This window comes from Rhodanobacter sp. FW106-HT46G03, assembly GCF_058789895.1.
The window spans coordinates 3,299,744-3,315,897 of record NZ_JBYTCC010000001.1; the positions used below are offsets into that span (position 1 = coordinate 3,299,744).

Genomic DNA, 16,154 nt, shown 5'->3' on the forward strand with positions numbered 1-16,154 from the left:
GCCTGGCTGCGCCCTTCGCGCAGCGTGGCGAGCGCCGGCACCCTGGTCGATCCACAGCCGGTGCTGCAGGACAATACGCGTGTCGCGACACCGATGCCAGCCGATGGCTGGCCAGAGGAAGACGCCGCCGCACCGGCCCTGCTGCTGACCTCGTCGTGGGAGCGATACGGCAACGCCGTGTGGCCGGCGGTGCGCGCCGTCCACGCCGAGCGCGCGCTGGAGCATCTGTGCGCACGCTACCCGGTGTGGTTCGAGCGCGGCAGCCAGCCGCTCAGGCGCGGCTCCGACCGGTCCGCGCAAATCACCTGGGTGGAAGCGGCCGATGGCAGCCAGCACCCGGAATTCCGCCTCGATCGCCCGCAGGCGCAACTGCTGTGCGGCGCGAGCCTGTGGTACGTCGATATGCAGGCTGGCGAATATGGCCGCGCGACCGGCGACGCGCGTCTGTACAGACACCTGGCCGATGCCCCGGCACTCGGGCCCACGCAGGTTGCCGCCGTTGCCCAGCGGTTGGCGGCTTCGCCGCACGCGTAGGCGCTGCCGGCACCGATCGACCGCGGCCCGGCCATCGTCATCCGCGAACAGCCGGTGGGTTACCTGCACCTGTGGGTGGGCAACGCCGTCGACACGCACGGCCACCAGCAGCGGATCGGCATGGCCACGCTCGGCTATCGCTACGCCGGCCACGCGGTTCGCGCGGGCGAGCGCGGCACGACGCTCGCCCGCGTCGAGGGCGGCCACGCCATTGAAATCCAGCGCGACGAGGTGGCCGAACGACAATGGCGGCAGCTTCTGCTCGCGCTCGGCCTGCAACCGCGGGAGCAATTTGGCTATGGGTTGTTCCTGTCCATGGAACAGTCCGACCGCTCGCACCGGCTCGCCTCTACCAAGGGCAAGCGTGCCTTGCCGCCGGAGGCCTGGGCGCCGCTTGCCCGGCAACTGACGCAGACCGGCTTCCAACTCGACTACGCTGACGGCTTTCCGCGCGAGCGGCAAGTTGCCATCGACGCCTGGCACGCCGAGCTGGAGCCCGACGGCAACGCCTGGTTCGACGTGGCGCTGGGCATCGATATCGAAGGCAAACGGATCGACCTGATACCGCTGCTGCGCCAGCTCATCGCCGATCCCGCATTTCCGCTCGCGCCGAAAAAACGCGAAGCCGAAAATGCCACCTGGCCGGTGCGCATCGACGCCGAGCGCCACACCGAGATTCCGTTGGCGTCATTGCGCGCGCTGATCGAACCCCTGCTGGAATGGCTCAGCACCGAGCCGCACGGCAAGCCGCGCGTGCACGGCAGCGACATTGCCGCGCTGGAATCCAGCGGCCTGCCGTGGCACGGCGGCGAAGCGCTACGCGCGCGGCTGGCCGAACTACGCCAGCGCCGGCCGAACCCGCTGCCCAAAGGGCTCAAGGCCAGCCTGCGGCCGTACCAGAAAGACGGCCTCGCGTGGCTCGATTTTCTCGGCGCCGCCGGCCTGGGCGGCATCCTGGCCGACGACATGGGCCTGGGCAAAACCGTGCAGGTGCTGGCGCACATCGTGGGCGCAAAAGAACACGGCGAGCTCGCCGGCCCGGTGCTGGTGGTGGCGCCCACCACGCTGGTCGGCAACTGGCAGGCGGAAACCGCGCGCTTTGCGCCAGGCCTCAAGGTGCTGGTGCTGCACGGCGCCGACCGCGCCACGCGCTTTGCGCAAATCGACAGCCACGACGTGGTCATCACCACCTACCCGCTGCTGCCGCGCGACGAGAACGCGCTGACCAAAGCGCACTTTGCGCTGCTGGTGCTGGATGAGGCGCAGGCGATCAAGAACGCCGCCAGCGTCACCGCCAAGGCAGTGCGCAAACTGCACGCCACGCGCCGCCTCGCCATGACCGGGACGCCACTGGAAAACCATCTCGGCGAGCTGTGGGCGCAGTTCGACGCAGTGGAGCCGGGTCTGCTCGGCAGCGCACGGCAGTTTGCCAAGTACTACCGCACGCCGATCGAAAAACACGGCGACACCGAGCGCTCCGCGCGCCTCAACCGCAAGCTCGCGCCGCTGCTGCTGCGCCGGCGCAAGAACGACGTGCTCACCGACCTGCCGGCCAAGACCGAAATCGTGCAGCAGGTGGAACTCGAAGGCGCGCAACGCGCGCTGTACGAAACCCTGCGCGCCGCGCAGCACGAACGGGTGAAACAGGCCATCGCCGAACGCGGGCTGGCGCAAAGCGGCATCGTCGTCATCGACGCCCTGCTCAAGCTGCGCCAAGCCTGCTGTGACCCACGCCTGGTGAAACTGCCCAGCGCCGCCAAGGTCAAGGCCAGCGCCAAACTCGACGCGCTGCTTGAGCTACTGGAAAGCCTCATCAGCGACGGCCGCCGCGTGCTGCTGTTCTCCCAGTTCACCGCGATGCTCGCCCTGATCGAAACCGCGCTCGACCAGCGCCAGCTGCGCTACCAGACCCTCACCGGCGATACCCCGAGCGAGCAGCGCAGCGCCCTGGTCAAGCGCTTCCAGCAAGGCGACGTGCCGCTGTTTCTCATCAGCCTCAAAGCCGGCGGCACCGGCTTGAACCTCACCGCCGCCGACACCGTCATCCACTACGACCCCTGGTGGAACCCTGCCGCCGAAGCGCAAGCCAGCGACCGCGCCCGCCGCATCGGCCAGATCAAACCCGTCTTCGTCTACCGCCTCATCTGCACCGGCACCGTCGAAGAAAAGATCCAGGCCATGCAAACCCGCAAAGCCGCCCTCGCCCGCGCCGTCCTCGAAGGCGGCGGCAGCAGCGCAAAGTTGCGCTTCGACGAGGGGGATTTGGAGGCGTTGTTTGGGGGGAAGTAACGCCCTGGGCCTTTGCTCGGGCTTCGGCTTCGAGGTCGGTACGCGACAAGCGGGCACCGCGCAAAATCTCGACATATGAGACCAGCCTGTGGCACAACAAGAACGGCGGACCCGTCATACGGGTCTGCACCAGCTACAGGGGATGCACATGGACAGGCTCGTTCAACCGAATCTCACACGTGCCGACCCTCGGTCGGACATGCCGCGCCACTGTGCGCCCAAGCCGCCGTCACGGGCGCCAGCGAAAACTTTCTATTCATCCACTCGCCGTCACGGCCTTTGATTCCGCGACGACGAATGCCGCTGCATGGGAAACTCATATGGACTTTGAAACTTTCTTTGGCAACGCACTCGCCTTACCTGGCGGCAACATCTCGCCCTATGCCTTCCAGCAAGCATTGGCCGCCAACCCCTGGCCGGACGTGGTGGATGTGCCCACCGGCATGGGCAAGACCGGTGCCGTGACGCTCGCTTGGTTGTGGAAGCGCGGCTGGCGGCTTGGTGATCGCTCTGTACCGGCCGATTCAGGCACGCCGCGGCGCTTGGTCTGGTGCCTGCCCATGCGGGTACTGGTGGAACAGACCCGCGACAGCATCGAGCGCTGGCTGACTCGTCTCGGCATCCTCGGCAAGACCGGTGAAGGCAAGGTTTCCGTCCATGTGCTCATGGGCGGCGAGGACGACCTCGCTAGCTGGGCCGAACACCCAGAAGAGGACATGATCCTCATCGGCACCCAGGACATGCTGCTATCCCGCGCGTTGATGCGTGGCTACGGCATGAGCCGCTACCAATGGCCAATCCACTTCGCGCTGCTGCACAACGACTGCCTGTGGGTGTACGACGAAGTGCAGTTGATGGGGGCGGGTCTCGCCACCTCGGCCCAGCTCGAAGCCTTTCGGCGCACTGCGTTCCCCTTGGCAAAAAGCAGCCGTTCGCTGTGGGTATCCGCCACGCTGCGCACCGCATGGCTGGACACGGTCGACCTGCGCCCACACCTCGGCACCCTGAAGCGCCACACCCTAGGCGATACCGACCGCGCTCAGGCTTGCGCACGCCTGCAGGCGGCCAAAGCCTTGCAAGCCGCCGTCACGCGACTCGACAAGGACAACAGCAAGCAAAACGCCAAGGCGTACATCGACGCGCTGTGCGCGGAGGTGCTCGCGCAACATGACCCAGCGGCGCAAACCATCGTCATTCTCAACAACGTCGGTCGCGCGCAACAGCTTTTCCAGTCGATCAAAAAGCGGCGCGGTGGCTGCGACGACCTGCTGATCCACGCCCGCTTCCGCCCCGCCGAGCGCAGCGAGCTGACGCGAAAACTGCGCGAAGGGCCAGGTGTCGATCGCATCGTCGTCGCCACCCAGGCCATCGAGGCCGGCGTGGATATTTCCTCCAAAGTCATGTTCACCGAGCTGGCGCCATGGGCGTCCCTGGTGCAGCGCTTCGGCCGCTGCAACCGCGATGGCAGGCACAACGCAGCAGGTGCACGCGTCTTCTGGGTCGACATCGAGGCCGATAAAACTCTGGCGCTGCCCTACACCGCCGAGGCGCTCGATACCGCCCGCGCCACTCTGGCCGGGCTGACCAGCGCCAGCCCCGGTGACCTGCCGGCCACCGATGAAGCCCGCCCGCTCACGCCCGTCCTGCGGCGCAAGGATTTTCTCGACCTCTTCAACACCGACGCCGATCTGTCCGGCTTCGACGTCGACGTTTCCGACTACATCCGCGACAGCGGCGCGCCCGGCGTGCAGCTGTTCTGGCGCGACTTCAAGGACGACCCCAATACGCCCGACACGCAACTGCAGCCCGCACGCGACGAGCTCTGCCCCGTATCGATAGGCCAGATCGCCGCCTTCGCCAAGCGCAAGGACATCGTGCTCTGGCACTGGGACACGCTGGACGGCCAATGGACCAAGCTGTCGCACGACCGCAAGCTGCGCCCCGGCATGACCCTACTGGCACGCAGCCAGGATGGCGGCTACAGCCCGGACATTGGCTTCGACGGCATCGCCAAGCCCCCCGTACCGATTGGCCCTGAAGTCGCCAGCAGCGCCAGCCGCCGCGACTACGCCGACGACTGGCGCTCGCAGCAGCCGCGCCCTGTGGCGCTCGCCAACCATCTGGCGCACGTGGCCGCGCACGCCGCCCGGCTTTGCGATGCCGTGGGCGAAACCACGCATTTGGTCAACGTCGTGCGCGCCGGGCGCTGGCACGACCTGGGCAAGCTGCACGAGGTCTTCCAGCAGTCCATGTACCGCTGCCACCTGCCTGCCGACCCGGCGCAACCGCTGGCGAAGTCCAGTTGCACGGGGCCGATGCGGCACAGCCGTGCATTCTTCCGGCATGAGCTGGCTTCCATGCTTGGCTGGCTGGCGCAGCATAACGGCGAGCCACACGCCGACCTCATCGCTTATTTGATACTCGCCCACCACGGCAAGGTGCGCATGAGTCTGCGCGCCATGCCGACTGAAAAGGCCGAACCCACCGTCAAACGCTTCGCGCGCGGCATCCACGAAGGTGACGTACTGCCCGCACTCGATTTCGATGGCGAACACAGCGCCGTAGCCACGCTCAAGCTCGCCCTGATGGAGATGGGTCTCGGCGAACAGGGCGCCTCCTGGGGCGAGCGGGCGTTGCGCCTGCTGGAGCAACACGGCCCGTTCCAACTCGCGTGGCTGGAAACGCTGGTACGCCTGGCCGACTGGCGCGCCTCGGCGGCCGAACAAGAGGGGAATGCGGAATGAACGAACTCCTGCTCGAAGGCTGCACGGCCACGCCGCTGGCCAGCTACCTCAAGGCGCTGGGCGTGCTGCGACTGTTGTCGGCCCGTTATCCCGAAACACGCGGTAGCTGGCGCGGCGACCGTTTTGTGCTGATGACGTCGCTGGATCGCGAAGGCATCGAGCGGTTTTTTCTGCGCGAGTACGCGCCGACGCCGATCATGTCGCCGTGGAACGCGGGGAGCGGGTTTTATTATCAGGAGAGGAAATCAAAAGAGGTCGACCCAGCAACAGGCAAAAAAGCGAAACTCGGTGTGTTCGATCAAAAAACCACTGCTACCGAGATCGTAGCCGTCATCATTCAGAGCAAAGATCACCGGCTCGCACCTTATCGACACGCCCTCCTTCAGGCACAAGAGGTCGTGAGACACCAAAAGCTCACGACGGCCCCCGAAAGCGGTGAAGCAAAGGATCAATTCATACTCTCGCTCCGTGCCAACCTGCCCGATGAATGTGTCGTCGCGATGGACGCTGGGCTTGTTGTCTCTGGCGGCTCAACGGACTTTCCGCCTTTGCTCGGCACGGGATGGAACGATGGGAACCTCGACTTCACCAACAACTTCATGCAGCGCATCCTCGACGTGCTCCCATCGGATGACGAAGGCGCGGTGCAGGCGTCCCTGGGCTGGCTGCAAACCTCGCTGTTTGCCGAACCGGCACCCGGGCTGACCAAAAGCGCCATCGGCCAGTTTGCTCCCGGCCAAGCGGGCGGCCCGAATGCCAGCACGGGCTTCGATGCCGACGCGTCCATCAACCCCTGGGATTTCGTGTTGATGATCGAAGGCGCGTTGCTGTTCGCCGCGGCAACAGTGCGGCGCAACGCCGACGATCCTTTCGGCGTGCTGAGCTACCCCTTTACCGTACGTGCCATCAGTGCGGGCGCGGGCAGCCTTGGCGAAGGCGATGCAGGTAATGCGCGCGGCGAACTCTGGATGCCCCTGTGGCCGCAGTTCGCAACGCATGCGGAGGTGCGTGCATTGATGAGCGAAGGCCGCGTGGCGCTGGGCCGGAAACCGGCGCGGGATGCGTTCGATTTCGTTCGCGCCGTGCAACATCTTGGCGGCTACCGCGGCGTACGAAGCTTTCAGCGTTACGGACTGCTGATGCGTTCGGGCAAAGCCTATCTGGCGACGCCACTCGCGCGAGTCGATGTCAGCGAATCGCCGGCTCCATCATGGCTGGACGAACTGGACACCCACGGCTGGCTGGAAAAATTCCGCCGCTTCGCCAACGACGGCAACACCGCCACCCGCTTCAAGACCCTGCGCAAGCGCCTCGAAGATGCGCTGTTCGCACTCTCCGGCAAAACCCCAAGCATGGCAGAGGCGCAAGCGCTGCTGATCCTGCTTGGCCAGATCCAATCCGCTCTCGCAGCGAGCAGCAAGGCACGCGAGGCCGTGCGGCCGGTTCCACGCCTGTCCGAACGCTGGATCATCGCCGCCGATGACGGCACCCCCGCCTTGCGTATCGCCAAAGCCCTGGCCGGCCTGCGCGGCGTGGACGAAGTACCGCTACCCATCCGCGCCCAGCTCTTTCCGGTCGAGCGCCGCTTGGCCAAATGGATCACGCCAGAATCCGACGAAAGCCATCGTCTCTGCGACGGATTCGAAGGCCGCCTGGCCGATACGCTACCCACGCTGCTTGCCCGGCGACTGTGGCTGGCCGAGCGCTTCGGCATGGACGACAAGCCGCTGGAAAGCCCGGCGGGCGCGACGCTGGCCGACCTCGCCGCCTTCCTGCGCGACGACGGCATGGATGCCCGCATTGCCGATCTGCTGCCGGGCCTCGCGCTGTGCGAAATCCCGCAGGAGATCGACCGCAGCGGCGGCGAGGGCGGCGTACCAGCGGCCTTTGCGCTGATGAAACTGGCGCTAACCCCCGAACGCACCTTGTGCTCGCTCGGTGCGCTGGCCGATGGACAAAGCCCGCCGGTACCCGCCGGCATGCTGGCCCAGCTCGCCGCCGGCAATCACGGCAACCGTGCCGTAGCCATCGCGTGGCGTCGCTTGCGCGCCTCCGGCTTGTCGCCGCGATTCACGCCCGACGCGCTGCCCACACTGGCCGGTATCGACCCCAAACGCGCCGCCACTGCCCTGCTGATCCCGCTGCGCCACGGAGCCACCGCAACGCTGGCGCGCAGCATCACGAAACAGCCCGAACCAGACTTCGCCTGACCACGGATACCAAGGAGAACACCCATGAGTCTCGACCTGTCCGCCCTCGCCCATGCCCCGCGCCTGCTGCTGCGCGCCAAGCTCAAGCCCTTGCAGGGCACGCGCTTCCAACCCACCGGCTTTCCCGAGATCGGCGCCGCCCAATACGAAGGCCCGGACGGCACGCCCACGCTGCTGGTGGAGTCCGCGCAGAGCATGGCCAACCGCCTGGAAGCCGTGTGCTGGGACAAGGTGGCCGACGACTGGGTGGCTCCGCTCCGGGGGCTCTCCGTCATCAAGGTCAAGGACAAGGACGACAAGCCGCTGACCAACTCGGTGCTTGAGGCGCACCGGATCAATTCGCCGTACATCCTCGAAGCATCCGATGGCGACGTCGTTCGCCTTCTGCAGGCCGATTTACACGCCCTGGAAGATCGGCCCATCGACTACCAAACCGCGGCCAAGACGCTCCTGCGCTACGACATCGGAAGCGTTATTCACGGGGTCTTCCTCGTAAAGAAAGGCGACAAGTGGAAGACCCTTTCCGAAGGAAGAATTCGTACTCCGCGAGCACTGTCCGCGTTTATAGAAGCAACGAGCGTAAGGGTTGCCGCAAGCGGTGGCGTAAAAAACGACCATATCAAGTCAAGCAAGGGCGAAGAAGGGAAAACGTCAAAAGAAGGCTTCGGCAACGTCCCCTTCTCCCGTGACGAATTCGTCTCGCCCGATATTGCCGCCTACTTCAACCTCGACCTCGCCCAACTGCGTGGCTACGGCTTCACGCCGGCCGTGCTCGACCTGCTGGTCGCGCTGGCGCTCTACAAGATTCGCGCCTTCCTCGAAACCGGCTTGCGTCTGCGCACCGCTTGCGATCTGGAGTGCGTGGCCCTCGACGTGCAACGACCAAGCGGATTCCAGATTCCCACGCTGGAAGCGCTCACGCAGGCGCTTCCCAGCCTCATCAAGGCCGCTGCCGCTGATGCCCATTTCCAGTCCACCACGGTGACTTATACCGGCGGCGGTAAGGCAACGAAAGACAAGAAGGGCAAAGATGCTGCGGAACCTTCCAACGGCGCAGGGGATTGAGCCATGCTCGCGCTTGCCTTCACCTTTCCCGCCGGGCGCTATCACGCCACGCCGTGGGACCGCCACGTCAACGAGGGCGCGGTGGCCTGGCCGCCCGAGCCGTGGCGCATCCTGCGCGCGTTGATCGCCACCTGGCACCACAAGCTCAAGCACGATGGCAGGCACAGCGACGCCACGCTCCAGGCGCTGATTGAATCCCTGTCCACCGAGCTGCCCGAGTACAGCCTGCCAGCGGCCAGCCATAGCCATACCCGGCACTACCTGCCGCAGTTTGCGGCGGGCAAGACCTCACTGGTTTTCGATGCCTTCACCGCTGTGGATCGCAACGAGCCCTTGGGCGTCGTCTGGCCCCAACTGACACTTCCCACTGATCAGCGCGCCCTGCTGGACGACTTGCTCGCCGTCATGGGCTATCTCGGCCGCGCCGAATCCTGGGTGGAAGCCAGGACACTCGAAACGGCCCCACCGGTCAATTGCCTGCCCGGCGACTGCGCGCTCGACACGCAAACCGGCGAGGTCAAGGGCGAGCTGGTGACGCTGTATGCGCCTCTGCCCCGCGCCGATTACCAAGCGCTGCGCGGACGCTTTCTGGTCGACAAGAAAGCACAGAAGAAACTGGGCGCCACGCTGCCGGAATCCCTGCTCGATGCGCTCAGCGTCGAGACCGGCGACCTGCGCAAGCTTGGCTGGAGCCAACCGCCGGCTGCGCGCAAGGTGAATTACCTGCGTCCCGTCGATGCGCTGCGCCCACGGCCAACCATCCGTCGTGCCGCGACGCCTGCAGTGACGGCCGTCAGCTTCATCCTCGACGGCAAACCGCTGCCTCGCGTCGAAGACACTTTACGCATCGGCGAGCTGATGCGTGTCGCCGCCATGAGCCAATGCAAGCGCGTCTTTGGCGAAAACCACATACCGCCGATTTTTTCCGGCCACGATGTGCCTACTGACCACCTCTACCGGCATGCGTCCTATCTGCCATGGGACAGCAACGGGGACGGTCGCCTCGACCGTATCCTGGTGTTTGTCCCTGATGGTATGGATCACGGCCAACAACAGGCACTCACCGGCGTCACCAGACTCTGGGATCGGGACGGCAGCGAATGGCGCTTGGCGCTGGAAGCCAGTGGATCGGCTGACATTGCCCCGGCACTAACGGACTGCGACGCGGACGGCTGCACCACGTGGGAGTCCGTCACACCGTATCTGCATCCGTGGTACGTCAAGCGCCGCTTTGGCGTAGAGGATCAGCTTCGCCGCGAATGCCATAAGCGTGGCCTGCCTGAGCTCGTCAGGATGGAAGCGCTCAACGAAGTGGATGTCGGTAGAAATCGCAAACGCCGCCCCATCCATTTCCATCGCTTCCGCAGCCGCCGCGGGATCACGCAACCCGATCGCCTCGGCAGTTTCTGGCGATTGGTATTTGCGGAGCCGGTGACGGGCCCACTGGCCCTTGGATTCACCTGCCATTACGGACTGGGATTGTTCAAACCCATCCATTCCGACTAACTCCTTTATTGAGGAAAAACTCGAACCACCTCTCCCGCCCCAAACAAGTTCGACTTGCCCCCACCGGCGTCCCTTGCTAGAACGGGCACCAGCGCCGGCGCAGGGGGCCGGCGAGGGGCTGCCATGGATACGGGGAAGATCGCGACAGACGCGCGGGTGCGCGTGGCGCTTGAGGTGCCGTTGCTTGATCGCCTGGCCCAGGACGCCAGGGTGGCGCTGATGGGGGTGCAGCGCGCGGCGCCCGAGCCGGAGGCCGTGCGGCGGCAATTGCTCGGGCGGGCGGTGCGGCTCACCGCGACGATGGCGCCCGCCGCCACAGCTGCCGCGAACGAGGTTCGCGATGCATTCGGCTTGCAGGCCGCCGTGGAGATTTACCAATCGGCCGGGCAGGAAAACGCGGCAATGCACTTGCTGCGCGAACCGATATTGATGGAGATTCAGGGGCGCCTGCTTTCCCTGCTCGACGATGGCGCACTGCATGCCGTGATCGGCCACGAATTCGGGCATTTCATTGCGCATGGGCCGGATTCCCCGCACGCACAAATCGGCGCGCTGTCGAACTCTCTCGCGGTGGCGGAAGGGGTTCCCGCGGAAATCGCGCTGCTCGCCTCCACGCTATCAATGGCACATGAGCTGACGGCCGACCGTTACGCCCTGCTCGCCACCCGCGATCTCGATGCGCTGCTGCGCCTCGAAATGGTGGCGACCACGGGCCTGCCGGCCGAAGCCCTTGGCGACGATACGGCGGGATACCTCGCGCAGTGCCGCGAGCTGGTGGAAAGCTGCCTGGCCGATGGTGACGGCGCGCAGGGTGTCACGCATCCCGAGCATGGCGTGCGCGCCTGGGCGGCGTGGCTATTCAGCGAATCGGACCTGTACCACGAACTGACCGGATGCGGCCCCGCCACGCGCGCCATGGCCGACGTCGATGCGTTGATCGAGCGCGTATTGCGCCGGCCCGGGCTCGACGGCACGTTCCAATATCTCGAACCGCCGCCAGCGGAGTTGCACGAACTGGCGCTGGCGGCGGCCGTGCTGGTCGCCATGGCCGACGAAACGCTGAGCGACGACGAGGCGGAGATTCTGGAAAGAACCTTTGCGCCGCTGGTTCCCGATTGGCGTCGCCTGCTCGATCCGCAAGAAGCGGCGCGACGCGTCGAGGCGCTTGCGCCCATCGCGAAGGCCTGGGGGCCGGCTTTCCTGCGGCCGCTGTTCAATCTCCTGCATCACGTGTTGATGGCCGACGGCGTCGCGGACGCGCGGGAACTCGCGCGCGTGATCGAGATCGGCCGCCTGCTCGACGGCGAGGAACTGTTCGGCACGCTGATGCGTCCGGTCATGCGCCATATCACCATCGAACGGCGCGAGGAAACCGCGGCAAAGCCCCTGCCTGTCCGCACGCAGGACGCGGTGCCGGCGCTGGACGCCTACCTCACCGCAATCGCACGCCGCCGCGGGGCGCAAACCACGCTGCGCCGTCTGCTGCGCATGCTCGGCGGCAGCAGCCGCAGCGACGGCGTGGTGGCCCAGATCGCCACGGCGCTGGATCGCGCTGCGCTCGGAACCGAGGCCAATCTCTCCACGATCGACCTGGACGACGCGTTCACCCTGACACCCATGCACGCCGCGCCGGCGGCACCGGAGCCACCGCCGCCGACACGCGACGCATTGCGCCGGGCGATCCGCCGCCTGCGCGACGAGCTGGTCAGCGGCGACGGGCACAGCCCTTCCGTGCGTCTGCGCGAAACCCGCATCGGCCGCGCTTTCGACCTCGCCGCGCTGTCGCGCGTCATGGTCGGGCACGGCGATCGTTGTCTCGTACTCGCGCAAGAGGGGCACCGCGTCATGCTCCTGCGCGGCGAACAGGCCGGCCAATCGAAGGACGCGGCCGCGCTGCTCCGCCAGCTCGTCGAACTGCGGCGCGAGCACCTTGCCCGACGCGAGGAAACCGGCGCGCGCGACCTGCATCTGGGCACGGGCTTCGTGCGCGGCGCGGTCGAAGGCTACGTGGTCCGCGCGCCGCTGTTGCTGTACCCGGTGGAACTGGAACCCGAGGGCGACGGCGGCATGGCGCTGGTGCCCGTGCGCGACGAACCACCCGCCGCCAACCAGGCGCTGTTTCGGCTTATCCATCTCAAGGCCAACCTGCCGTTTCCCGACGAGCTGGCACACCGGCTCGATGCCCTCGCAGCGGATGCGGGCGCGGGCGCCCTGGCGCTGGCCGAGCACCTGCGCCAGATCGGCGTGGATTTGTTCGAGGTCGATGCCGACCTGCATCCGCTCGATCCGCTCGACGACGACGTGCCGACCTGGACAGGACGCCGGCTGGAACTCGAAGCCTGCGCCGTCGTCGGCCTGTTCCCGCAATCCCGCTCGGAGCTGCTGTACGACTACGAGCAATTGCTGGCTGATCTCGACCGGCCGCACGCGGACGTCGGCGCCTTGCTCGGCTGCGCGAACGAACTCCTGCCGACTTCGCTGCGGCAAGCCGGCGCAACGGTGCCTTCCGCAACCGAGACGCGGCCGCCCGCCTTGGTGATCGGCGCCGACCCGTCGCAGGTCGAGGTGGTGCGCATGGCCCGCGCCTTGCCGGCCCTGGTCATCGACGGGCCGCCCGGCACCGGCAAGAGCCAGGTGATCGTGAACCTGGTCGCGGATGCCTTGTCCCGCGGCGAGCGCGTCGCTGTGGTGTCGGAGAAACGCGCCGCGCTGGACGTGGTGGCGAACCGCCTGGCCGGCATCGGTTTCGACAAGCTCGTCGGCGTCGTCCACGACGTGGTGGACGACCGCAAGGCGCTGTTCCGCAAGATTCACGCGCGACTGGAACCGCAGGCGGAAGAAGCCGCTCCGGCACCGGCCGTGGCGGCGGACGACCCCGCGCCGCACGCGGCACAGCTGCGCCCACGCATCGCCCATGTGCGCTTCGCACCCGTGGGCGAACCGACGCTGGGGCAGCTTGCGACCTGCGCGGCGGGTATCACGGCCATGGTGCCGCCGGGCATGCCGTCGCTGGTCGATATGCCCGCCGCATCCGCATTGAAGCTGGCGCACGCAGTGGCGGCCTGTCGCCCGTGGGCGGATCTGCTGGCACCGGGCAGTCCATGGCGCCTAAGCGGAGACAAGACGCGCTCGTCATTGGCTGCGACCTCGCGCGAGACCCGCGCCACGTTCGCGCAAGCACTGGGGCGCGCCGCGCAAACGGCCGCATCCGTGGAAGCGCTCACTGCACGCCAGCATGTCGACCCGGCATCGAGCGAGCGGCACGTCGACGCCATCCTGGCCAGCAACAAGGCCTTGCAGTCGCTGAAACGGATCGATGCGCTGCGCACGGCACTGCTGGAGGCCCGCGACGATCTGTGCGAACCGCTGCTCACCCTGCATGCAGCATGGATGAGCGAATCCACTGCCTGGCAAGCACACACCGCGCCGGTACGCACGAACGCCGGCCCGGCATTCGTGCAAGGCGTGCACACGCTGCTGGCGCGCAGCACTTCGCCACTGCGCTTCCTGTCGCCGGCATGGTGGAAGGCACGCGGCACCGTCGTGCGGCAACTGCCCAGCGTGTGGCCCGATGCCCTGGGCCGGCGCGTCGATGCCTCCCTGCTACGTGATCTGCATCAGCGCTTGCGGCTCGCCCAGCTATGGGCGCGCGCCGATGCCGTGCTGACCGAGACCGGACTGGGCCATCAGCTCGGTGGCGACGCGAAGCGGATCGCGCAGTCGCTGCAGGACGTGGCCGACACCACCGATGCCCTGCGTGCCCTGCGCCACGCGCGCAGCGCGCTGGAATCGCTGGGCGCGTGGCTGCCGCAGGACGCGGGCGCATGGCAAAAAGCCGTGCTTGAACGCTTCGCCGCCGTGCAGGCCTGGCGCAAGCATGTCGCCGCCATCAGGGATGCCGCCCGGGTCTTCCATCACCTTGATGCCCGCACCCCGGCAGCCGAGTTGCACGACCTGCATCGCTGCTTCGTCGAACAATCCGACCGCGTGGCCGCGCTTGACGGATGCCTGGCCGAGGCCTGCGCGATCGACAGCCGAGGCGGGCCGATCGCCATCGCCTGCGCCAACACGGGTACGACCCAATGGGCGGATCTCGTGCTGAAGGCATGGGCAAGCCAGCGTGTGCGGGCCGCCGAGGAGGCGTTCCCCCCACATCTGCAAGGCGGCCACATCGACGACAACGCAACGGCGCGCCTGAGCGAGGCGCTCGAAGCGCAAGCCCTTGTCACCCGCCAGCGCGTGCTGGAGCGCGCGGACGCGACACCGCTGCTCAAGGTGGCCGCGGCCGGAAAGTACGCCCGCCGGACGCCGGAACAGGTTGCCCGCGAAAAGCTGCAACACGAAACCTCGCGGCAACGCGGCCTACCGCCGCTGCGCACCTTCGTGCGCAACCACGCCGAGCAAGGCCTGTTCGATGCGATCCCCGTCTGGCTGCTGTCGCCGGAAACGCTGGCGGTGCTGTTTCCGCGCAAGCCCGTGTTCGACATCGTCATCTTCGACGAGGCTTCGCAGTGCACCGTCGCCAACGGTTTCCCTGCCTTGCTGCGCGCGCGCCGCGTGGCCATTGCGGGTGACGACCGGCAGATGCCGCCGACGGCCTTTTTCAAAGCCGCACGCAACGACGGCGAGATCGAAGCGGACACGCAGGACGCGCCCGCCGACTTCCTGGAATCCGAATCGCTGCTTACCCTGGCGCGACAACGCATGCCGGCACGGCGTCTCGGCTGGCACTACCGCTGCCGCGACGAGGATCTCATCGCCTTTTCCAACCACGCCATGTATGGCGGCACGCTGATGACCTGCCCCGCCTCAGCCAGGCCGCCGGTGCCGCCAGCCCTGCGCTGGGTAGCCGTGCCGGACGCACATTACGAGGACGGGCGCAACGAGGTGGAGGCCGAGAAAGTAGTCGACCTCGTCCACGAACTGCTGGGCAGGCCGCAGCCGCCGACCATCGGCATCGTCACCTTCAACCTGTCGCAGCGCCTCGCCGTGCTCGACGCCATCGACCGGCGCCGCGCCGCGGACGACGAGTTCACCCGCCGCTATGCCGCCGCGGAGTCGCACGAGCGGCTCGACGACCGCCCCTTCGTCAAGAACATCGAGAGCGTACAGGGCGACGAACGCGACGTGATCATGTTCTCGCTCGGCCATGCACCAGTCGAACGCGTACACAAGACGCGCGGCGTGCAGCGCTACGTGCCGGCGCGGTTCGGTCCGCTCGGGCAACGCGGCGGCGAGCGGCGATTGAATGTCGCCGTGTCGCGGGCACGCGAGGAAGCCATCGTCGTCGCCTCGTTCCACCCGGATCAGCTGAGCGTGGCGCGCGCCAAGAACGACGGGCCGCGACTGTTCAAGGCCTATCTCGAATACGTGCACCAGCTGTCTTCCGGCGCGCGCACACTCGCGACCCGCACACTCGACCTCGTGCGCTCGGCGTCGGACACCCCGGCAGTGGCGAATGCCGCTTTTCCCTTCCCTGGTTACGTACCACTGGCCGGACAAGTGGCCGAGGCGCTCCTGGCACGCAGCATCGAAGCATCCGTGCACGTTGGCGCCTCGCGCTTCAAGGTGGACGTGGCACTTGAAGGCAGCCTCGACGGCAAGCCGTACCGCGTCGCCATCCTGTGCGACGAGGGCAGCGAGGACGATGGCGCCTACCGTCGCACGCAACGCGCCACGGCACTCCGACAGCGCGACTGGCGCGTCGTGCACGTCGACGGCATCGAATGGCTGTCCGACCGCGAGGCCGTGCTAGCCAGGATCGAGAGGGCAATGTCATAACCAGCGATGGGGCGGGTAATGCCCT

7 protein-coding genes are annotated in these 16,154 nt (G+C 66.9%); all 7 read left to right on the forward strand.

Translation table 11 applies throughout. The features are described from left to right. Positions 1-24 precede the first annotated feature (24 nt). The 7 genes from AC3WP6_RS14825 (at position 25) to AC3WP6_RS14855 (ending at position 16,129) form a co-directional block, all read left to right on the forward strand. Entirely contained in the window at positions 25-534 is a 510-nt protein-coding gene (locus AC3WP6_RS14825; protein ID WP_492628380.1) for a hypothetical protein, read from the forward strand. A gap of 54 nt (positions 535-588) precedes the next feature. Continuing rightward, positions 589-2,823: a DEAD/DEAH box helicase gene (locus AC3WP6_RS14830; RefSeq protein WP_492628381.1), complete on the forward strand. Its 2,235-nt coding sequence runs from the start codon at positions 589-591 to the stop codon at positions 2,821-2,823. A 320-nt stretch (positions 2,824-3,143) separates the two neighbouring features. After that, the gene (cas3g, locus tag AC3WP6_RS14835; RefSeq protein ID WP_492628382.1) at positions 3,144-5,567 is read left to right on the forward strand and encodes a type I-G CRISPR-associated helicase/endonuclease Cas3g; all 2,424 of its coding nucleotides are present in this window, start codon (positions 3,144-3,146) and stop codon (positions 5,565-5,567) included. Then, positions 5,564-7,777 carry a type I-G CRISPR-associated protein Cas8g1/Csx17 gene (cas8g1, locus tag AC3WP6_RS14840; protein ID WP_492628383.1) on the forward strand — a complete coding sequence of 738 codons (2,214 nt, stop codon included), beginning with the start codon at positions 5,564-5,566 and terminating at the stop codon, positions 7,775-7,777. The genes cas3g and cas8g1 overlap by 4 nt, the downstream gene beginning before the upstream one ends. Before the next feature lie 24 nt (positions 7,778-7,801). Next, a complete protein-coding gene (gene cas7g / locus AC3WP6_RS14845; RefSeq protein ID WP_492628384.1) occupies positions 7,802-8,842 on the forward strand; it encodes a type I-G CRISPR-associated RAMP protein Csb1/Cas7g in 1,041 nt (346 codons plus the stop codon). A gap of 3 nt (positions 8,843-8,845) precedes the next feature. Continuing rightward, on the forward strand, positions 8,846-10,348 hold the full coding sequence (gene csb2 / locus AC3WP6_RS14850; protein ID WP_492628385.1) for a type I-G CRISPR-associated protein Csb2: 1,503 nt from the start codon (positions 8,846-8,848) through the stop codon (positions 10,346-10,348). A 123-nt stretch (positions 10,349-10,471) separates the two neighbouring features. Further along, the gene (locus AC3WP6_RS14855; protein WP_492628386.1) at positions 10,472-16,129 is read left to right on the forward strand and encodes an AAA domain-containing protein; all 5,658 of its coding nucleotides are present in this window, start codon (positions 10,472-10,474) and stop codon (positions 16,127-16,129) included. Positions 16,130-16,154: the final 25 nt, after the last annotated feature.